The organism is Dysgonomonas hofstadii (assembly GCF_014196915.1).
Taxonomy (GTDB): domain Bacteria; phylum Bacteroidota; class Bacteroidia; order Bacteroidales; family Dysgonomonadaceae; genus Dysgonomonas; species Dysgonomonas hofstadii.
In genome coordinates, this window is sequence record NZ_JACIEP010000019.1 from 63,477 (window position 1) to 84,470 (window position 20,994).

At 37.2% G+C, this 20,994-nt stretch carries 23 protein-coding genes and 2 tRNA genes; 12 read left to right on the top strand and 13 right to left on the bottom strand.

Annotated features, from left to right (window positions below; all coding sequences use genetic code 11):
• Positions 1–77 precede the first annotated feature (77 nt).
• From GGR21_RS18615 to GGR21_RS18670, 12 genes are all read left to right on the top strand, one after another.
• Positions 78–686, top strand: coding sequence for a hypothetical protein (locus GGR21_RS18615; protein WP_183308777.1), 609 nt, complete (start codon positions 78–80; stop codon positions 684–686).
• 22 nt (positions 687–708) lie between these two features.
• Entirely contained in the window at positions 709–1,398 is a 690-nt protein-coding gene (locus GGR21_RS18620; protein WP_183308778.1) for an SGNH/GDSL hydrolase family protein, read from the top strand.
• A 58-nt stretch (positions 1,399–1,456) separates the two neighbouring features.
• Positions 1,457–2,389, top strand: coding sequence for a DMT family transporter (locus GGR21_RS18625; protein WP_183308779.1), 933 nt, complete (start codon positions 1,457–1,459; stop codon positions 2,387–2,389).
• A 37-nt stretch (positions 2,390–2,426) separates the two neighbouring features.
• Positions 2,427–3,506: an acyltransferase family protein gene (locus tag GGR21_RS18630; protein WP_183308780.1), complete on the top strand. Its 1,080-nt coding sequence runs from the start codon at positions 2,427–2,429 to the stop codon at positions 3,504–3,506.
• A 70-nt stretch (positions 3,507–3,576) separates the two neighbouring features.
• Positions 3,577–4,782 carry a serine/threonine transporter SstT gene (sstT, locus tag GGR21_RS18635; protein WP_183308781.1) on the top strand — a complete coding sequence of 402 codons (1,206 nt, stop codon included), beginning with the start codon at positions 3,577–3,579 and terminating at the stop codon, positions 4,780–4,782.
• A 101-nt stretch (positions 4,783–4,883) separates the two neighbouring features.
• A complete protein-coding gene (gene ychF, locus GGR21_RS18640; RefSeq protein WP_183308782.1) occupies positions 4,884–5,987 on the top strand; it encodes a redox-regulated ATPase YchF in 1,104 nt (367 codons plus the stop codon).
• Between the two features lie 86 nt (positions 5,988–6,073).
• Positions 6,074–6,898, top strand: a complete 825-nt coding sequence (locus tag GGR21_RS18645; RefSeq protein WP_183308783.1) for an alpha-1,2-fucosyltransferase — start codon at positions 6,074–6,076, stop codon at positions 6,896–6,898.
• Between the two features lie 47 nt (positions 6,899–6,945).
• The gene (locus tag GGR21_RS18650) at positions 6,946–7,374 is read left to right on the top strand and encodes a GNAT family N-acetyltransferase (protein WP_183308784.1); all 429 of its coding nucleotides are present in this window, start codon (positions 6,946–6,948) and stop codon (positions 7,372–7,374) included.
• A 45-nt stretch (positions 7,375–7,419) separates the two neighbouring features.
• A complete protein-coding gene (locus tag GGR21_RS18655) occupies positions 7,420–8,211 on the top strand; it encodes a M48 family metalloprotease (protein WP_183308785.1) in 792 nt (263 codons plus the stop codon).
• 145 nt (positions 8,212–8,356) lie between these two features.
• A complete protein-coding gene (locus GGR21_RS18660; RefSeq protein ID WP_183308786.1) occupies positions 8,357–9,007 on the top strand; it encodes an HAD family hydrolase in 651 nt (216 codons plus the stop codon).
• Between the two features lie 134 nt (positions 9,008–9,141).
• Entirely contained in the window at positions 9,142–10,962 is a 1,821-nt protein-coding gene (locus GGR21_RS18665) for a helix-turn-helix domain-containing protein (protein WP_183308787.1), read from the top strand.
• A gap of 372 nt (positions 10,963–11,334) precedes the next feature.
• On the top strand, positions 11,335–12,195 hold the full coding sequence (locus tag GGR21_RS18670; RefSeq protein ID WP_183308799.1) for an AraC family transcriptional regulator: 861 nt from the start codon (positions 11,335–11,337) through the stop codon (positions 12,193–12,195).
• 54 nt (positions 12,196–12,249) lie between these two features.
• On the opposite strand, the gene galE is transcribed toward GGR21_RS18670, so the two are convergent.
• From galE to GGR21_RS18730, 13 genes are all read right to left on the bottom strand, one after another.
• On the bottom strand, positions 12,250–13,284 hold the full coding sequence (galE, locus tag GGR21_RS18675; protein ID WP_183308788.1) for a UDP-glucose 4-epimerase GalE: 1,035 nt from the start codon (positions 13,282–13,284) through the stop codon (positions 12,250–12,252).
• 118 nt (positions 13,285–13,402) lie between these two features.
• Entirely contained in the window at positions 13,403–13,837 is a 435-nt protein-coding gene (locus tag GGR21_RS18680; protein WP_183308789.1) for an acyl-CoA thioesterase, read from the bottom strand.
• 85 nt (positions 13,838–13,922) lie between these two features.
• Positions 13,923–14,054 carry a hypothetical protein gene (locus GGR21_RS21000; RefSeq protein ID WP_262890074.1) on the bottom strand — a complete coding sequence of 44 codons (132 nt, stop codon included), beginning with the start codon at positions 14,052–14,054 and terminating at the stop codon, positions 13,923–13,925.
• A 117-nt stretch (positions 14,055–14,171) separates the two neighbouring features.
• Positions 14,172–15,401, bottom strand: a complete 1,230-nt coding sequence (locus GGR21_RS18685; protein ID WP_183308790.1) for a hypothetical protein — start codon at positions 15,399–15,401, stop codon at positions 14,172–14,174.
• A 24-nt stretch (positions 15,402–15,425) separates the two neighbouring features.
• Positions 15,426–15,950 carry a hypothetical protein gene (locus GGR21_RS18690; protein ID WP_183308791.1) on the bottom strand — a complete coding sequence of 175 codons (525 nt, stop codon included), beginning with the start codon at positions 15,948–15,950 and terminating at the stop codon, positions 15,426–15,428.
• 97 nt (positions 15,951–16,047) lie between these two features.
• Positions 16,048–16,120: transfer RNA gene (locus GGR21_RS18695), tRNA-Gly, on the bottom strand.
• 11 nt (positions 16,121–16,131) lie between these two features.
• Positions 16,132–16,214 (bottom strand) — tRNA-Tyr (locus tag GGR21_RS18700).
• Between the two features lie 36 nt (positions 16,215–16,250).
• Complete coding sequence (gene ribH, locus GGR21_RS18705) at positions 16,251–16,748, bottom strand: 6,7-dimethyl-8-ribityllumazine synthase (protein WP_183308792.1); 498 nt, start codon at positions 16,746–16,748, stop codon at positions 16,251–16,253.
• A 30-nt stretch (positions 16,749–16,778) separates the two neighbouring features.
• Complete coding sequence (gene deoC, locus GGR21_RS18710) at positions 16,779–17,645, bottom strand: deoxyribose-phosphate aldolase (RefSeq protein ID WP_183308793.1); 867 nt, start codon at positions 17,643–17,645, stop codon at positions 16,779–16,781.
• Position 17,646: 1 nt separating this feature from the next.
• Positions 17,647–17,973, bottom strand: a complete 327-nt coding sequence (locus GGR21_RS18715) for a nucleotide pyrophosphohydrolase (protein WP_183308800.1) — start codon at positions 17,971–17,973, stop codon at positions 17,647–17,649.
• Entirely contained in the window at positions 17,973–18,425 is a 453-nt protein-coding gene (dtd, locus tag GGR21_RS18720; protein ID WP_183308794.1) for a D-aminoacyl-tRNA deacylase, read from the bottom strand. Before dtd ends, GGR21_RS18715 begins: the two co-directional genes overlap by 1 nt.
• Before the next feature lie 93 nt (positions 18,426–18,518).
• A complete protein-coding gene (locus tag GGR21_RS18725) occupies positions 18,519–20,018 on the bottom strand; it encodes a glycosyltransferase family 39 protein (protein WP_183308795.1) in 1,500 nt (499 codons plus the stop codon).
• Between the two features lie 71 nt (positions 20,019–20,089).
• Positions 20,090–20,665, bottom strand: coding sequence for an HdeD family acid-resistance protein (locus GGR21_RS18730; RefSeq protein ID WP_183308796.1), 576 nt, complete (start codon positions 20,663–20,665; stop codon positions 20,090–20,092).
• Positions 20,666–20,994: the final 329 nt, after the last annotated feature.

Consider the following 20,994-nt stretch of genomic DNA (forward strand, 5'->3'; position numbering starts at 1 on the left):
ATATATGCGAACAACCTTAATAATATCCGATTTATACGTTTGTTTGTTATAATTATAAATAATAAATTTTATCAGATATGAAAAAGATGATTTTTATGGCTCTGCTATTTAGTATGACTATTGCTTTACAGGCACAGATTTATGTTGATAATAAAGGAAATGTATATGATCAGCGTAAAAGTTCGACAACAACGGCCACCTCTGCAAAATCGAATAATAGAAGTTCTTCGGGTTCATCGTTTGATATGTCGAAACTTTCTTTCGGAGGTAATTTAAGTTTACAATTTGGAGACTATACAGTGGTAGGTATTTCCCCGCAGGTAGGATACGATTTCAATAAATATTTAACGGCAGGGGCAGGACTTGGATATACGTATTTTAAGGATAAGACGTATGACTATAAATGGAGTAGCAGTTACGTTAGTTTCGATCTCTTTGGCAGGTTTTATCCTATCGAATATATTGTGATCGGTATTCAGCCCGAAATAAGCCGTATGTGGCAAAGTGTAAAATGGAATGACGGCGTGAAAGTAAGTGAAAGTAAATTTGTACCTTCGTTCCTTGTTGGCGGAGGACTGCGCCTTGGCGGAATGATAGCCATGATACAATATGATGTAGTGCAGGATGATAACTCTCCGTACGGCAATAATCTGTTTTATAGTGTAGGATATACATTCAGGTTTTAGGAAACATTAAATATAAATATTCATGAAAAAATTAGTCTTCGTTGTTATCTTATCTTTCTTTTGTCTTTTTGCCAATGCACAGAAATTCAATGAACTTATAAACTTACAGAAATACGAAAAGGCAAATGCTGAACTAGCTGCTCCGGCCAAAGAGGAAAAACGTGTGGTATTTATTGGTAATTCTATTACCGAAGGATGGGTAAGACAGCGCCCTGATTTCTTTAAAGAAAATAATTATATAGGCCGTGGTATTGGTGGTCAGACCAGTCCGCAACTACTATCCCGGTTTCGTCAGGATGTGATAAATCTGAAGCCGGTAGCTGTCGTAATTAATATTGGCACAAACGATATAGCGGAAAATACAGGTCCGTACGATCACGATTTTACGCTCGGAAATATTATGTCAATGGCCGAACTTGCCGATGCTAACGGTATAAAGGTCATTCTTTCGTCGGTAACACCAGCTGCCGGGTACAAATGGAGAACGACTATAGAAAATGTGCCCGAAAAGATAATGGCTTTAAATGCGGCTATAGAAGCATATGCAAAGGAAAAAGGCTTTGCGTATATAGATTATTTTCCTGTATTGAAAGACGATAATAATGCTTTGAAGGCAGCTTATGGAGACGATGGTGTGCACCCTAACGCAATAGCTTATGAAATAATGGAAAAAACTGCCAAAACTGTTATAGACAAAGTGATAAAGAAATAACGTATTACCACTTCTTATTAAGTGATTTATTTTTTATTCATTCCCGAATAAAAAAAGTATGGCTTATTTAGGTGAAATACTTTCGTTGGGAGTAGCTGTTTCCTGGACGGCGACGGCTCTTTTTGCTGAAGTTGGCAGTAAACGACTGGGTTCGTTACAAATGAATGTAATCCGCATGACACTCTCTTTGGTTATGCTGGGTATTACTCTATGGTGGTTTACAGGATCTCCTGTACCATTATATGCTGATGGCGAAACCTGGTTCTGGTTGTCACTATCAGGCTTTGTGGGTTATGTGTTGGGTGATTATTGTTTGTTTAACTCATATATTCTTATTGGTTCCCGTTTTGGGCAGTTATTTATGACATTGGCGCCCATTGCAGCCGCCTTTTCCGGTTGGATAATTTTGGACGAGCGTATGCCTTTGCAGGCTGTTGCAGGCATGCTGGTAACTATTACGGGAATTGGTATTTCTATTTTTAATAGGGGAACTACTCACAAAATAGGGTTGAAATTGCCGGTAAAAGGAGTTTTACTTGGCATTGGTGCCGGAGTGGGGCAGGGAGTGGGTCTCGTACTGAGCAAAGTTGGTATGAATTACTATAAATTGAGTATTCCTCACGACAGCATGAATTCTGTAAATGACATGATACCGTTTGCCTCTACCTTTATTCGTGCTATCACAGGAGTTTTTGGATTTCTCCTTATAATGGGATATCAACGAAAATTCAATACTCTCCTTGCTGTAAAGAATGATGGTAAAGGTGCCGGAGCAGCTTTGGGTGCAACTATTTTCGGTCCGTTTATAGGGGTTTCAATTTCACTTATGGCTGTGCAATACACAGAAGCCGGTATTGCCTCCACACTAATGGCACTTACACCTATCTTTATTTTATTGCCTTCCCGCCTGTTCTTTAAGCAGGAGGTTACTTTAAAGGAAGTGATTGGAGCTGTAATAAGTGTTTTTGGGGTTTCTCTTTTCTTTCTCTGAATAACTATTTTAATATTACTTAATAGAAATAATATATATGCAAAAGGATAAAGCACAAAACCGGGTATTATCACTCGATTTCTTCAGGGGAGTGACTATGTTTTTACTAGTAGCCGAAACAACAGGTTTATATGATATTTTAGGATGGGAGCAATTTCATCATCATGAATGGAATGGTTTACGTTTCTGGGATCTGATACAACCATTCTTTATGTTTATAGTAGGAGTGGCTATGCCTGTGTCATTAGCTAATCGTGAAGCTAAAGGTGTTAGTTATAAGCAAAACTGGAAACATATTCTGAAGCGTTGTTTTATTCTTCTTCTGATGGGTGTAACTATTCAATGTGCCTATAATAACAGGTTGGTTTGGGAACTATGGAATGTACTCGCCCAGATGTCTGTTACTATACTTATCGCTTACGCTATAATGAAACTCGATATAAAATGGCAGATGATTATCTCTATTGCCTTACTCCTTTTTACAGATTTAACATACAGATTTTTCCCTGTCGGGGGGTTTGATCATCCTTATGTTAAAGATCAGAATTTTGGTTCCTGGATGGATCTTGTTTTGATGGGTAAAATGAATTCCGGTGGCGGATGGGTAGCTATTAATTGTATTCCTACTGCGGCTCATACAATATGGGGTGTTATTGCCGGCCGTTTAATGTTTGATCCGGCTATCAGCAATTTAAATAAATTGAAATATATGACTCTTTTGGGAGTAGGTTTTCTTGTTATAGGTTATGGTTTAGATTTTGCCGGTATTGTTCCCATTATTAAACGGATTTCTACTGCTTCATTTGTATTTGCATCGGGTGGATGGACAATTTTAGCCTTGGCATTTTGTTTCTGGTTTATAGATATCATGAAGCAAAGTAAAATAGTATTTCCTTTTGCTATTGTAGGAATGAATTCTATACTTATCTATTTATTGACCCAAACTATGGGGCATCAATGGTTTAATGGATTTGTAGGTATATTTGTAAAAGGTTTCGGTGGATTGATAAGTATTCCCGAACACCCGTTAGCTGTTATTACAGCATGTGTTGTATTGGGTCTGGAATGGCTGTTTTGTTACTATTTATATAAAAAATCTGTATTTATAAAAATATAAAACGTATAAAATCAGATAAATAATAAATATTGTATATTCCATTAAACAAGATAGTATATTTCGAAATATTATGACTATAAAGAATTTCATACTACGTGGTAACCTTGTATTACAAATATCTATAGGATTAATTTGGGGAATACTGTTAGGTATATTTTTACCCGATATAGCTGTATCTGTAGGTTTGTTAGGTGATGTATTTTTATATGCATTAAAAGCAGCCGCGCCCGTGTTGGTCTTTTTGCTTATTATATCATCCATTACTAATCATAAGGCAGGACAAAAAACGAATATAAAGTCTGTGCTTCTGCTCTATTTGTTGGGTACTTTCCTATCCGCATTAATAGCCGTAGCGGCAAGTTTTCTTTTTCCATCGGTCATCACATTTAAAGAATCGGTAGAAACAGACCTTTTGCCGCCGTCAGGTATATTTGCGGTACTCAAAGATATTTTATTTAAGATTGTCGATAATCCGGTCAATGCTGTCTTAAATGCTAACTTTATTGGGATACTGGCCTGGTCTATAGGTATTGGTATTTTTATGAGGAAGGCATCGGATAATACCAAGCAGATTTTTACCGATCTGTCCGATGCTATGGTGTCCATAGTCAGGGTTATTATCCGTTTTGCACCAATAGGTATTTTCGGATTGGTAGCATCTACTATTGCTCTTACAGGAGTAGAAACTTTATTTGAATATCTTCACATCATTCTGGTTTTGGTAGGTACTATGGTATTTATCGCTTTAGTTGTCAATCCTATAATCGTATATTGGAAAATAAGAAAGAATCCCTACCCTCTTGTTTTCACTTGCCTGAAAGAAAGTGGGATCACGGCTTTCTTTACTCGCAGTTCGGCAGCCAATATCCCAGTGAATATGGCACTTGCCAAAAAACTGAAACTACATGAAGATACCTATTCTGTGTCCATTCCATTAGGAGCAACCATCAACATGGAAGGAGCTGCCGTTACCATTACGGTGCTTACCCTTGCAGCTGTACATACTCTGGGTATAGAAGTGGATATATTAACAGCTGTACTGCTTAGCGTTGTTTCTGCTTTGGGTGCCTGTGGGGCATCTGGCGTACCGGGAGGATCTCTGCTGCTTATTCCTGTTGCCTGCAGTTTATTTAATATTCCTGTGGATACTGCAATGATGGTAGTTGGTGTGGGAATGACTATCAGTGTGATACAGGATTCGATGGAAACAGCCCTTAATTCGTCTACCGATATTTTATTTACTGCTGCCGCCGATATAGGTGAACAAAGGAAATAACTTCTTATATAATGTATATTTTTGTTCACTGATAACTGTTGACTGTTAACTGAATAAAAAGTCCTATCTTTGTAGCCTGAAAATAAAACTAAGAGAAAATAATGGCATTACAATGTGGTATAGTGGGACTCCCTAACGTGGGAAAATCTACACTTTTCAACTGTTTATCGAACGCGAAAGCCCAATCGGCTAACTTTCCTTTTTGTACTATCGAACCTAATGTGGGTGTGATAACCGTTCCGGATGAGAGGCTGAATAAGCTTGCCGAACTGGTAAAACCTAACCGCATAGTACCTACTACTGTAGAGATAGTAGACATTGCCGGACTGGTAAAAGGTGCAAGTAAAGGGGAAGGTTTGGGAAATAAATTCCTTGCCAATATACGCGAAACAGATGCTATCCTGCATGTGTTGCGTTGTTTCGATGATGATAATATCACTCATGTGGATGGTAGTATAAATCCTGTTCGTGATAAAGAAATCATCGATATAGAGCTTCAACTGAAAGACCTTGAAACGATACAGGCCCGTATACAAAAAGTAGAAAAACAGTCGAAGACAGGTGGAGACAAAGAGGCCAAACGAGCTTATGATATACTGGTGCAGTTCAAAGAAGTGCTGGAACAAGGCAAATCTGCCCGTACGGTAAAATTCGATAATAAAGAAGACGAAAAGATAGCTAAAGAGCTTTATCTGCTTACTTACAAACCTGTACTTTATGTTTGTAATGTAGACGAAGGCAGTGCTGTTTCGGGTAACGCCTATGTAGAGCAGGTGCGCGAATCTATAAAAGATGAAGACTCCAATATACTGATTGTGGCGGCAAAAATAGAATCGGAAATAGCTGAATTTGAAACTTATGAAGAACGTGAAATGTTCCTTTCGGAAATAGGTTTGACTGAATCGGGTGTTGCACGTCTGATAAAAGCCGCTTACAAGCTTCTTGGCCTGCAAACATATTTTACTGCCGGGGTGCAGGAAGTGCGCGCATGGACATTTACTGCCGGATGGAAAGCACCGCAGACAGCCGGAGTTATTCATACCGACTTCGAAAAAGGATTTATCCGTGCCGAAGTGATAAAATACAATGATTTTGTTACCTTAGGATCGGAAGCAGCAGTGAAAGAAGCTGGAAAGATGAGTGTAGAAGGCAAAGAATACGTTGTTCAGGATGGTGATATTATGCACTTCCGTTTCAATGTTTGAAGTAGTAAACAAGTAAACAAGATACAAGTAAACAAGTCTTTTAACTCGTATCTCGTCTACTTGTGAACTTGTTAACTACTAAAATAATGATTATAAACTATGATTCTCCGGGGCAATTATGTAATAGAATATGGTCGATTGTACCGTCTGTTGCATATGGGTTGGAATACAACGAAAAAGTATTGATCATCAACTTTAACGAGTATTCTGCCGACTTCGAGAATCTGAACAGGAATCGGTTTATAAAATTTGCTCCCCGGAAACTACTGAAGAAATTCATTCATTCCATAAAAGTAAGAGGCTGGGTACAAAACGGAAAGCCGAATATTTTTTCCCGCCTGTTGGGGTGGAATATGATAGAGGGTTGGCCAAACCGTTTAGGTAATGCCGGAGAAGTAGAACGCCAGGCTGATGAAATACGTTCTATCTTTCGTTTTAAGCAAGAAATAACAGATCCGGTAGATTCTGTTTTTTCGTCGTTTGATGCTGATTATACCATAGTAGGAGTGCATATTCGCAGAGGTGATTATAAAGAATGGCTCGATGGCATATATTATTATGTCGATGAAGACTACTACTATGTGATGAAAACAATTGCGGAGCAGTTGAAATTGCAAGGGAAGAAAGCAAAGTTTTTGTTATGCTCGAATGAAAAAATAGAACTTGCTAATTTTCAGGGACTGGATTACTTTACCATACCGGCTTCATCGGGAGCTAAGGATTTGTACGCCTTGTCTAAATGCTCCTATATAGTAGGCCCTCCGAGTACTTATTCCGAGTGGGCATCATTTATAGGAAAGGTTCCGGTAAAGTATATAATGTCCATAAATGAAAAAATATTGCTTCAGGATTTCTCCAGAATCGTATCATTTAATAAATTTGAGGACGGAAAAGTGTTAATCTTGGATTAAAAAGGCAATATTTTAAGATTAATTACAATCTAATTTATTATAAAACAATGATTTGTCAGGCAAATAAAGCAGATTATCCAGTACTGATAGACATTTGGGAAAGTGCAGTTAAAGCAACCCATACTTTTCTATCGGATGAAGATTTTGAATTTTACAAATCTCATATACCTATCTATTTTCAGCATGTATCACTTTATGTGTACAAAAATGAAAAAGGAATTATAAAGGCTTTTCTTGGTGTTACGGATGATAGCATAGAAATGTTATTCGTTGACAACGAAAGCCGTGGATCGGGTATAGGGAAAGTATTGCTCGATTATGCTATAAATACATTGAATGCCCGCAGGGTAGATGTAAACGAACAAAACACACAGGCTTTAAACTTTTATTATCATCTTGGATTTGTTGAAATAGATCGCTCCGAATACGACGGAGAAGGTAAAGGATATCCTATACTGCATCTCGAAAAACACTAATAATTTACATATTTTTTTTATTTACAAACTCAAACACTTTTATTTATGAAAAAACTACTACTTGCGTTAGCCCTGGTCATTTCATGCACATATACGGCAAATGCCCAATTTGGAAAAATTAACAGCAAACACCTTGATGCAGCTAAAAAAGCAGCTCAGGCTTTTACCCTTACCGATGCCCAGATGGCTCAGTACGCTCAGGAATATATGGATTGGATGGATGCAAACAACCCGGTTTGCGCTACAACAGATCCCACTAACAGAGGGGAGTATGCACAACGTCTTGAAAAGATAGTAAACCAGATTCCCGAAAGCGAAAGAAAAGGAATGGACATTAAGGCATATTTTGTGGTAGATCAGAATGCCTTTGCTTGTCCTAACGGCAGTATCCGTGTTTTTGCAGGATTAATGGATCTGATGACAGACGACGAAATACTAGGCATTGTAGGTCACGAAATAGCTCACATTGTGAATAAAGACTCGAAAGATGCATTTAAAAAAGCGCTTCTTACCTCTGCGCTTAAAGATGTAGCCGGTTCCACCAGCGATACAGCTGCGGCTCTTACCGATTCTCAATTGGGAGAACTTGGCGAAGCTCTGGCAGGTGCGCAATTCTCTCAGAAAGCAGAATATGCAGCAGACAGCTATGGTTACGAATTGCTTAAAAAATGTGGAAAAGATGCTAAGTCTATGGCTTCGGCTCTTCGTGTTATTCAAAAACTACAGGAGGATGCCAATGTTGATACCAGTAAAGTAAGACAGCTTTTCTCTTCTCACCCCGAAAGCGGTAAAAGAGCAGAAGCATTAGATAAAAAATACGAAAAGGAAAACAAATAAGCAATTCCTACAGACGAATAAAACAAGGCGGGAACGTTTACAATACGGTTCCTGCTTTTTTTATCTTATACCAATTTGCAGACCGGGAAAAAATGTATTACTTTGTTTAAATTTGTTATTGATAAGATATTTAAACTATACAAGAATGGCAAAAAGTAAGATTACCACTGTTTTATTCGGTTTAGACGGAGTTGTGGTGGATACAGAGAAAGAGTACGACAAATTTTGGAGTAGTATAGCAGACAACAACAGGCTGAAAATAAACAATTTTGCGGCAGTTATAAAGGGGATGACCCTTAATTCGATAATAGAGCTCTATTTTGCCATTTCTACTTTTGAAGAAAAACAGGCTATAAGAAAAGCTTGTTCTGACATGGAGCAGTCTATTGATTACACAAAGTTAGTGATTCCGGGTGTTCTTGGCTTTATAGAGTATTTGAAAGATGCCGGCTATAAAACAGGACTTGTTACCAGTTCACCCACCGCAAAAGTGAAGGTGGTTTTGGATCAGTTATCATTGACAGACACATTTGATACTGTAATTACTTCCGATAGCATCAAAAAAGGAAAGCCCGATCCTATGGGATATGTTTTGGCGAAGACCAATCTTGGTGTGCAGTCGGGCGAGTGCGCTGTTTTCGAAGATTCATTCACAGGTATAAAAGCTGCAACATATGCGTTCATGCGGGTTATAGGAGTAGCTACTACTTTGTCCGAAAGCTTTTTGAAAGATTATACCTATGGTATTGTTAAAGATTTTTCAGATCTGGAAAAGCTTAAATCATACTTAGGTTAAAGTAGTCAAGTAGTACACAAGCAAATATAAAAGTAGCTAAATAGCTACTTTTATGTTAAAAAATGGTTGTGTTTAGAAAAGCAATTGTTAAATTGCAACATTATTTAATAAAAAGGCAAGCTCTTAATACAAAAATGCACAAATATTTTTCACAGTATTTTCTTAATACAGTACTGTTGTTTATCTGTTTTACTCTTTTATTTCCTGCTACATCCAAGGCAGAAAACAAGGAGGATAGTATTCTTATTAAAGAATATAATAAGGTAGTCTTTTTCAATTCTGATACCATTTTTTCCAATTATGCTGACTACGGATTCAAGGAAACGGTAAACGATCTCTATGAATATTATGAAGATGTTTTTGCTTATCTGCCTTTGGAAAAGAGAAAAGAGGAGATAAGAAAAATGCAGCAGATTGCCGAAAAGAAGAATAGTCCGCTCCTGCTGAAAGAAGCCGGATTACTTGAAATCTTTTGTTTACCAGAAGAAGATGAAGCACAAATATTCCACAAAGCCGATAAGCTGATACAATTGAGTGAAGAGTCTGCAAAAATGAAAGATGCATGTATGCAGATGAGGTCTATGGAAGCCGCTTTTGATTTGTACTGGAGGAGGGCAAAATATGCAAGAGCCTTCAAGCAGATATATTCTATGGATAAAGCTTTACAGAATGTATCAGATGAAGAATTTCCCCTGAAAGAAGCTATTAGTTTTCGTATAGGGGAAGCGTATTTCTTTTTCAAGGATTATAACAAAGCCATGCCTTATCTTCGAAAGGCTATGGTGCCATCAAAATTATATATAGACAGAACTAACCTGAAAGCAATAAATACGGTAGGGATATACTACAGCCTGAAAGGAAAGATAGACTCTTCCGATTATTATTTTCGTTTAGCATATAATAGTTCTGATAAAGTAAAATCCAGGACTATTTATGATGGAATAGCTCTTACAAACCTGGGGTATAATCTTATAAAGAAAAAAAGATATGATGAGGCCATTCCTTATTTCAGGGCAGGGTTTGCGTATATGCTCGATAAAAATGCTTATAAATCGGCATCTGATGTGGCAGTTGGGCTTGCACAATGTTACTTTGGGAAGGGAGACATGAGAAAAGCCGGACAACTGATAGATTCGTCATTGATATATATAGAAAAATCCGGGAATAATGATCTTTACAAATCGTTATATCCCTTGATGTGCGAATATTATATAAAGACTGGTGATAAAGCTATGGCTACTGCCTATATGGACTCTACCATCGCTTTTAACGAACGCTATCTGAATAAGTATAACAGTACACACATCATGCGTGCCGAGCAGGAACTCTTTGAAGCCGAGAACAATGCCCAGAGTGAGGAATTGAGGTATCAGAAAGAAATATATAATGAGCGTTTTCTTTATGGGGTTCTCATTATTATGTTCATATCCTTGGGACTTGTAGTATTTATCATATTGTATCGTAGAAATCGTAATGCCTACCGGGCATTGGTTCAAAAAAATCAGGATTGGGCAAGCAGTACAGCCACTGTGTTTGAAAAAGTGGATGTCCCGGTCAAGAATATTGATGTTGGAAAAGACCTGGAGGATGAACCTGCTGCAGAAGATGTAATGCTGATGAAGGAGGTACATGAGTTGATAAAGACTGAAAAAGTATTTAAGGAATTAGACCTTACACTCGAATCTTTGTCGAAACAAATGAATGTTAACAGGAACTATTTATCGAAAGCAATAAATAAAACTACCGGAAAAAATTTCAATACATTCATCAACGAGTACCGGATAAAAGAAGCGATAAAAATAATGTCGGATGAAAAGTCCGATCTCATTTCCATAGATGCCATTGCCCTCGAAGTCGGGTTTAATAACCGCATTTCTTTCTATCAGTCGTTTAAAAAAATAACAGGACTGACTCCTTCCGACTTTAGAAACAATAAAGTTGTAAACATGAATTAAAGTTCATTATATAAGTAATTTACATTGTAAAAAATTATAAATATTTACAATGTGAGGGATTGTTGTGTTCTTTAAATTCTGCTCAGATTATTCTGAATTTTTACTTATAGATGGCATTTTGTCAAGGGATGAAATAATTTTCAAACTTGTGGTTAGGAATGATAAATGTTAACAAATATGTGCAATTCAACATATATTTTTGTACTGAATGAATTAGATCCCCAATTTTTATCACACTTTTCAAACTACACAAAACCTTCCAAAGAGTACCAATGGTACTCTTTCTTCTTTTCATCAAAATAAAGATAGCAAGTTTGGAAAAGTGAAATAATTATGTGTTCTTTAATTTTGTACCGGTATCAATATAGAATGATGGAACAAAAAACGATGACGAAAGAAGAATATGCCAAACGGATAAATATGGTCGTAGAGCACATCGGACGTAATCTGGATAGAGAAATTAATCTGGATGAACTGGCCGAAGTATCTAAATTCTCCATATATCATTTCCACAGGATATTCAGAGGTATTGTGGGTGAATCTGTTGGCGCATTTGTTGTAAGAATGCGGGTTGAGACTGCAGCTCGGCTTTTAAGATACACCATTCTGCCTGTTCATGATATTGCCTACAACGTAGGTTATAATGTACCCTCTTCGTTGACAAAGGTTTTCCGTCAATTCTATGGTATCTCACCAATAGAATACAGAAATAATAAAAATCACACTATTATGAAGCCGTTACAGATCAATTCGGATGTAAAGTTAAAATCCCCAAGGATAATAGAGGCAGAGCCTAAAAAGGCTATTTATGTGCGTTTGCAGGGTAATTATCAGACAATGGACTATTGCGGAGCCTATGGCAAGTTGTGGGCTTTTGTGAAAGAGCATAAATTATATACGGCGGGCATAGAGCATTTGACCGCCAGTTATGACGATCCTAAAGTAACTGATACGGATAAACTGAGGACAGATGTATGCCTCGTGGTGCATAAACCCGTTGAACCAAAAGGCGAAGTAGGGGTGAGGAATATTGCCGGAGGTAAGTTCGCTGTATTTACTTATGTGGGGCCATACAGTGATTTATACACTGTTTTCAATTCAATTTATGGAAAATGGTTGCCTGAAAGCGGCTATCAGTTAAGGATGGAGCAGGGATTTGAAAAATACCTGAACAATCCCGATAATACGCCGGAGGAGAAACTGAAAACAGAGATTTATATTCCGATAGAGTAGAAAAAGGAAAGGGTGGTTAATCTTACCACCCTTTCCTTAATTTATATTTTTGGCTTACATTATTCCCTTTTCCCGAAGTTTCAATTGCCACTTCCAGGCAGATTCCATCGTATCTTCAATATTTTCTTTGGCAGTCCATCCCAATACTGTATTGGCGTGTTTAGGTTCGGCCCATATTTTTTCAATATCGCCTTCCCTGCGGGCTACTATTTTGTAATTGAGTTTAACGCCCGATACTTTTTCAAATACCTTTATCAGTTCCAGTACCGATACCCCACGACCTGTTCCCAGGTTGAATATCTCTACTTTATCTGCTGATTTTTCACCCAGCATCCTGTTCACGGCAATTACATGCGCTTTGGCGAGGTCTACCACATTTATGAAGTCACGTATACATGAGCCGTCAGGAGTGTTATAATCGTCTCCGAAAATGCTTAATTGCTCACGTATACCCATTGCTGTCTGGGTGATATATGGCACGAGGTTTTGAGGTACACCATTCGGCAGTTCGCCTATTTCTGCTGTAGGGTGTGCTCCCACAGGATTGAAGTAGCGAAGTATGATGCTGTTGATATCGGCTCCCGAGCGAACCACATCCTTTATTATTTCTTCGTTTATTTGCTTTGTATTTCCGTATGGTGACTCTGCCGGTTTCACGGGTGCGGTCTCATCTATCGGATTATTGTCCGGTTCTCCGTAAACTGTGCATGAAGAAGAAAACACAATGTTCTTAATTCCGAATTCAGGCATCAACTCCAGCAGATTTATCAGCGAATTCAGATTGTTGCGATAATAGAGTAGGGGTTTTTGCACTGATTCTCCCACAGCCTTGCTAGCCGCAAAGTGGATAATGCCTTTGATATCAGGGTGTGTTTTGAAAAGTTTCCTCAAACCTTCGAGGTCGTTGCAATCGAGTTTTTCAAATACAGGCCTGATTCCTGTAATTTTTTCTATCCCGTTCAAAGAATCGGTGGTGGAGTTAGACAGATTGTCGATGGCCACTACAGAGTAACCTGCGTTCTGTAGCTCTACGACAGTGTGTGAACCGATGTATCCGGTTCCTCCTGTTACAAGTATTTTTCCCTTCATTATTAGAGTGTTTTAAATTAAGGCATAAAGATACAAAATCGTAAGTAAAAGAGAATGGATATTTAAAATGTTTATCGTAATATGAAGAATATCTGACTTTTAGCCGGAAATATCATATTTACTTCTTTTTTCTTAAATCTTTGCCCTCAAAATCACATATGGCTTTTATCCATTCATTTTTTAATGGTATTGTTTTTCGTTCTGTCAAATCATAAGTTACCATAGTTGAACGACAAATACATTTTATCTCATTCGTTTTAGTATCAATGATCTGTTGACTAAGATCAAAGCTCTTTGTTCCAATGGCAGTAACAGCTGTTTGTACATCAATATTGTCTGTTCCGTATATCTGTGCTTTAAAGATCACTTCTATATAAACGACAATAATAGCATCTTTTTCCCAATTCACATCCGGACATACAGTGCCAATATAATTTGTTTTTGCCGTATCATAAAAATTGAGGTAAACCGCATTGTTAACATGTCCGAATTTGTCTACATCATTGAAGCGTATCTGAAGGGGAATAGAGTGATTATATTTTATTTCTTCCATGAGGATTTACGATGGTTCTGGATTGCAAAGGTAGCCTATTTTTACGGAAATGATATATAGACAATTATTTTTTCTATAGTTATTTCTATTTCGTATCTATTTCAACCCCTATGGTTTTACTTAAATTTTGCATATTTATATTCAATTCTATATAGTCATTTTTTATGTCTGTAATAAGTCCCCATATTTCGGAGTACCATTCATATCCATTATCCATTTTTATATGATAGTATTCTTTTTTCCTGTTTGAATTTCCTAGCGTAAGTTGACACAAAAAACTTATTTTAGGAAGGGATAGTCCCATAAATAAGTGACTACATTCATGTAGCCTTTATTATTTCATTTTTTGCTTTTCTTTTTCGTAGAAAGCCACCAATTTTGGGAAGAATAGATTTAATTTTTTCGCAGCATTAGTCGCTTTAGCGAATAATTCGCTGTGGGTGACACCATAAGAATCTTTGTGTTCGTTCACATCAATCGTTAAAGACATGACAGTTGTTCCCCCTTTATTCCTTGCTTTTATATTCTCTTTATGTGTTTTCTCCAGATATTCCATGACGCTTGCCTGTATCTCAAATACACCCAATAGTGAATCATATGCATCATATATATTTTTTATATTACAGATTTCCTTGTTACGTGAAGTATGTGGAGTAAAGTCGATATTTGGGAATTCTTTTTTTGCTTTCTTTCTTAGCTCGTCATTCTCTAAAAACCCGAGTAAGCCATTGAAAGTTCTTGTTTCTTGAAGAAGATCTAAAGTATCGAATACAACATCTCGTAAATTTTCTATATCCTGAGAGTCTTTTACATCATCTTTTATAAGATCAAAAATCTTATTGTATTTGTCTTTCAGGCGCTGTTCGTAATTGTTGCGCCCTTTAAGGGTTTTATACTCGCGACCATCAAAAGTATAATATATATCTTTTTGATTGATCTGATTTTCTTTGGCTACAGCCTCGAGTATAGCTTTACCTTTATAGTTGTCAGAAACCTCTTGAAGATCAGTGGCCAATTTGGTAAAATTGGGGCCTGCTGCTGCTATTTTAGTCGCGTTATTTGTATATCGTTCTATATCTACCCGCGGTACCTTCACTGATTCTCCGATATTATAATTTACAATATCTCTGGTATAGGTGGAAATCAAATCAAATTGGTCTAAGCCAAGATCGAAAATTATTCTCAGGTCTTTTTCATAAAACATTTCTTTGTTTCGGGCTGTTACAGGATCTATTTTTATTTTGGTTTTTATCAACTCCAACTCCTGACCTCTTTCATCAATAATAGTTTTAAGTCCTGCATTAATCTTCCTGCATGTAGTGAAAAAGTCCTTAAACAGATCCATCAGGGAAGAGTAAGTCTCTATTAATTCAGCTTCGGGTAGGTTTTGTTTTTTGATATAGCTGGCATAGACATAAAATTCGTCCCACAACAATTTTTCGCGTGCATCACGGTCTTTCTCTGTCACCCACTCACTGCCATCTATGGCATAAAATTGTTGCTGAGCATGTGAAGTAAGGTTTATTATTCCACAAAAGACAAGTATTATGAGTAATTTTTTCATAATTTTTTAAATCAATTATTACCACTATTTGTATATCATCGTGTTGTTTAAATTGAATATATCTCTCATTACAGCAATTGTTATTCGTGTCTTTTTCTTTTCGTTTTTTAGAAAAAACATGATCTTTGTTTTATCGTCATTTTCCCATATAGAAGGTAAACCTTGCTTTTGGTAAGGTAATTTTCCATAATCATCTTCCAGTATAGATAGTAATTCTTCGAATTCTTTAGGTTCTTTATTTTTTTTATCAAAATCCATCGAAAAATTGATACGGTTGAGTTTATTGTCTGAGAACGTGAAATAGCATTCATCAAACAAATATCCGAAGCATTTCAGGTTTGTTATGCTTAATGAAGATTCTCCGTCAAATATTCCTGATATTTTAGAATTACTACTTTTACTTTGCTCAAGGACTTCAATCATTTCTTCGGGAGTCATCCCTAAGGCAAATTCACCCAATCCGGTAATAGGAATTGTGGTATTTATCATCTGTGCTGAGACTACAATTGTAAGAAAGAAGGATACGGATAATAATATAAGTTTTTTCATAATATAGATTTTTTTATAGCTTGTATAAGTTTAATTTTTAAATACTTAGTTTTGTAAACAAAAAAGCGACCACATTTCTGTAGTCGCTTTTCATCAGAGCGGAAGACGGGGCTCAAACCCGCGACCCTCAGCTTGGAAGGCTAATGCTCTATCAACTGAGCTACTTCCGCAAAGTATGTTGTGGGCAGTGAAGGATTCGAACCTCCGAAGACGTAAGTCAGCTGAGTTACAGTCAGCCCCAGTTGGCCACTTTGGTAACTGCCCAAAATTCTTTAGCGAATGCAAAGGTAATATATTTATTTATTCTTCCAAATTTCTGCGATAAAAATCCACCATTTTTAATGCTGTTATTGCGCATTCGTCACCTTTATTGCCATGCCGGCCTCCTGCGCGGTCTTCGGCCTGTTGCATAGTATCTGTTGTAAGTAAGCCGAATATGAAAGGAATGTCATAGCGGATATTCATGTCGGCAATACCTTGTGTAACACCACTGCACACATAGTCGAAATGAGGAGTATCGCCTCTTACCACACAACCTAATGCTATCACCGCATCGATCTCTTTATTTTCTACCAGATGTTTTGATCCGAAAATGAGTTCGAAGCTGCCGGGAACAAAATCAGTGATAATATTTTCTTCTTTCACTCCATGTTTTACTAATGTTTTTAATGCTCCCTCAAGCAATTTGCTGGTTACTGCTTCATTCCATTCCGAAACTACTACACCTATTCTCATATCGGCTCCGTTTGGTACTGTTTCAGGATTGTATGATGATAAATTATGAAATGCTGTTGCCATGTTATTTAGTTATGAATTATGGGTTATAAATTATGAATTGATACTATCGAGGAGATTCTTTGCCAGACGGCTGGCCCCGATGCGGAAGAATTCATTAGTCATATATTCTTCGCCTAAAATCTCCTTTACTACTGTGTAGTATTTCACGGCATCTTCGGTAGTGGAGATACCACCGGAGGCCTTAAACCCGGCTTTACGACCAGTTTTGGCTTCGTATTCTTTGATAGCAGTACACATCACATAGGCAGCTTCCAGGGTAGCACCTTCGTAACCTTTTCCTGTAGATGTTTTCAGGAAGTCTGCTCCCGAATAAAGGGATAGGACAGAGGCTTTCATTATATTCGATGCCGATTTCAATGCTCCTGTTTCCAGTATTACTTTCAAGTGGGCATCGCGGCAGGCATGTTTTATTTCGTCAATCTCTTCAGCCAGTTCTTCGTAGTTTTCCTCAAAGAAGAAACCAAGATTCAGCACGATGTCTATTTCGTTTGCACCGTTGGCTACGGCGAGAGCTGTTTCGGCTACCTTTACTTCAATAAAGGTTTGCGATGAGGGAAATCCTCCCGACACGGCTGCTATTTTCACGTCAGCGGTAAGAGCTTCTTTTATTGTTTCTACAAAATTAGGATATACACAGATGGCAGCTACATTATCTATATCTGTAGTTCCGTCGAAAGTGTTTACACCATCGGTAAATTTCCAGATACCTTCGCGTGTATCGGTCGAATTCAAAGAAGTAAGATCTATACAGGAATATATTTTTTTGTATACCTCCGGCTTATCATTTTCCTTAAATTTCTTACTTATGATGTCATTTACTTTTTTAGTGATATCAGCATCATTCAGGTTGGTATCATACAACTTGAGTGTATCCTCGTATTTATTTACTTCTGCCATGTTATTTTAATTTATCGTTGTTTATATGTCGTTCTTTATCCCTGTTGGTTTTCTTTTCCAGATTCTTTTTAAATGCTTCGGTGAGATCAACTCCCGTCTGATTAGCCAGGCAGATAAGCACCCACAATACATCAGCCATTTCGTCTCCCAAGTCTTTACCCATATCTGATTTTTTGAACGACTGGTCTCCGTATGTGCGTGCCATAATGCGTGCCAGTTCGCCCACTTCTTCGGTAAGTATGGCCATATTGGTAAGTTCGCTGAAATAACGGATTCCAATGGTTTTGATCCAGCTATCCACCTCTTTTTGTGCTTCCTCTATTGTCATCATTCTTTTATTTTCGAGTCCATCCAGATTGTCACCGGTCCATCATTTATCAGTGATACCTTCATATCTGCGCCAAACTCTCCGGTTTGCACCTTTTTCTGAAAATGCTGTTCAAGCGTTTCACAGAATTTTTCATACAAAGGTATGGAAATATCCGGTTTCGCCGCCTTTATATATGATGGACGGTTTCCTTTTTTGGTTGAAGCATGCAGTGTGAATTGCGATACTACCAATATTTCGCCATCGGCTTCAATGATAGATTTATTCATAACACCGTTGTCATCGTTAAAAATACGAAGATTGATGATCTTTTTGCACAACCATTCCATATCTTCTGCACTATCCTCGTTTTCTATTCCTACAAAGATAAGCATTCCATCCGAAATAGATGATTTTATCTGGTCTTCTATTGTGACGGACGACTGACTTACCCGTTGTATCAATACTCTCATATTAGATAAATATTTATTAAAAATGTGAGTTATTTACGTTCTTCTATTTTGATTCAGAATCTTTTGTAATATTATATCCTATCGGTAAATTTTTCATTTCTTCTTGAATAAAAATATACTGCTGTGTTCCGACTCCACGTATTCTGAAATAACTTCGTAATTCTCTTCCAGATAAGGGAAACTAAATCCTGATGATATAACAAAAAACGGCTCCTTGTTTTTTATTAATTCCTCATGTGATTTTCTTATTTCCGGAAACAACCTGTCGTCGATCAATGGATGGAAAAAATATTTATATGCCGGTACAAGATTGGCTGCTGTATACACACCCTTGTCTAAACCCAGATCGAGTAAGGTAGGGGCTGGTTCTTTATTGATAATTTCGGCAAATTGATTTTGCCATACTTTACTTTTATCGGCATTGAGCATATTTGGCGAATATAGTAAGAATCCCTGATTGTAGATATTCAATAATAACACCACCACAATAGCAAGCGCCCCCAATGTATATCGATATTTTATTTTGATATATTTAGCTAAAATGCTGACCAGAATAATCAGTCCCATTAATGCGAATATATAAAGATTTATGTATGCGTACAGGTTGTGGTTCACACTGTTTACCATCGGTAGATAAAGTAAGACGAACGCGAAGAAAATACCCATTCGAGGGGCCTTTTCCTTTATATATTTCCTCGAAAACAGTAGCATTCCCAATCCAAACAAGACAAGGGGGAAGGCAATATAAAATCCCAATACCAATTTTATCGTCCGGGCAACAATGTTCATCAGTACATCGAAATCGAAGCCTGTATTCGCATACATCGAATTGAATCGGAAATAAGCAAAAATAAAGTCATCAAATGCTCCATTCACCGCAAAATAAAGGCAGATAGGTACACATAACACCATAAATCCACCAAGAAAATACAGAACATCATATGCCATTTCTTTATACTTTTTCGCCGAATAAGACTGATAGTATATAGATAGTAGAAGCGGTATCCAAAAAACAGCCACACTGAATTTGATAAAAAACGCCACGCCGAAACAAATACCTTGTATCAGCATGATTTTGTGGCGGAGATGATCTTCCTTGTACTGAGATACAAAGAAAGTAATGAAATAATAGAAACTAATAGTAATGGCCGGTACTATAAACTCATCGGCCGATCCTCCTGTACCACTTTTACTATATAGGAGCGTGGAGTAGAGCAGGGCGATGGTAAACGAAAAAGTCCTGTCGAGGAATAACATCGATAGTTTATAAGCATATATCATACTCACAGTCCACAAGCATACCTGTATGAGAAATATGCCCGATAGCGTCATATTGGAAATCAGGTATCCAATACCATAAATAAGGAATATGAGAGGTCCTTTGTGATCGAACAAATCCTTATAGGGGATTTTACCATTGAATACACCTTTGCCTATCGAGAAATAGATATTAGGATCGCACCAGTCATTAAACAGGTAGAATGGAGAATTCTTGGTGTTGAAAAAGCATACAAGAAGAGCAAAAAGGAAGAGGAGGGAGTATATGATCTTGTCTTCTTTACTTGCCTTGTTTCTGATAATAGGGTGTGACATATTATTACAAAACAGGTTGTATATTCAGTGCAAATATACAACCTTAAACCTAAATATTAGCAAGATGCTCCTTATTCTTCCTCAATATCTTTATGAATATTGCGGAGCCTGAATCCGTAATAGATACGTAAAACGCCATAGCAGAACAGGGCAAAAGCCAACATATAAATAATAAATCCGGCAGCAAATACAGGGTTGGCAATAAGTATGAAAGACAGGATCACTCCTAATATACCGAATGTGAGAATCCATCCCCATCCTTTAACAGAATTACGTTGTAGCTCTATTGCCCCGCCAATGGCCCAAATGGATTGAAACATCACCCAGAAACCGACCATGAAAAGCAGTACAGCTATTGTACTTATCGGCATGGCAAGCAATAGCAGAGCAAAAAGTATATCTATGATACCGCTGGCGAGAGTCCATCCCCATCCTTTTAGTGTATTTTTATTTGCCAGGGCAAAAATAATTTCGAAGATACCGCTTACTAGAAAACCGGCTATAAAAAACGCTCCCAAAAGAGCCAAAGTAGTACCCGGGTTTGATAATGACCAAAATCCGAGAATAATAGCTATAACACCGATCAGTGGAGATATCCACCAATGCTTAACCGCTTGTTTTACTGAATAGAACAGATCATTTTTCATACGATAATTTAGTTTTTAATGGTTATATGGAAACTCGCATGACAAAATTATCATCGATTTTTAGCGAATTGTGATTCATGCTCGTTTTCATAATGTGTCAGTTTAATTTGTTATATACTAAGTGTACTTATTATTTTATAACAATTACTATGATCTATTTGTTTATTAATAATGTGAATCAGAAGAGACTGTCCCAAAAGTAAAATATTATTAAGCATGCCAATCAGTAGTTGGAATTATGATTGTAATAAATAATCGTTCAATTTCACTAACGCGCCTGTCGGCTTGTTTTCTCAACTTTTGTCTTGATACAAAAGTTACAAAAAATC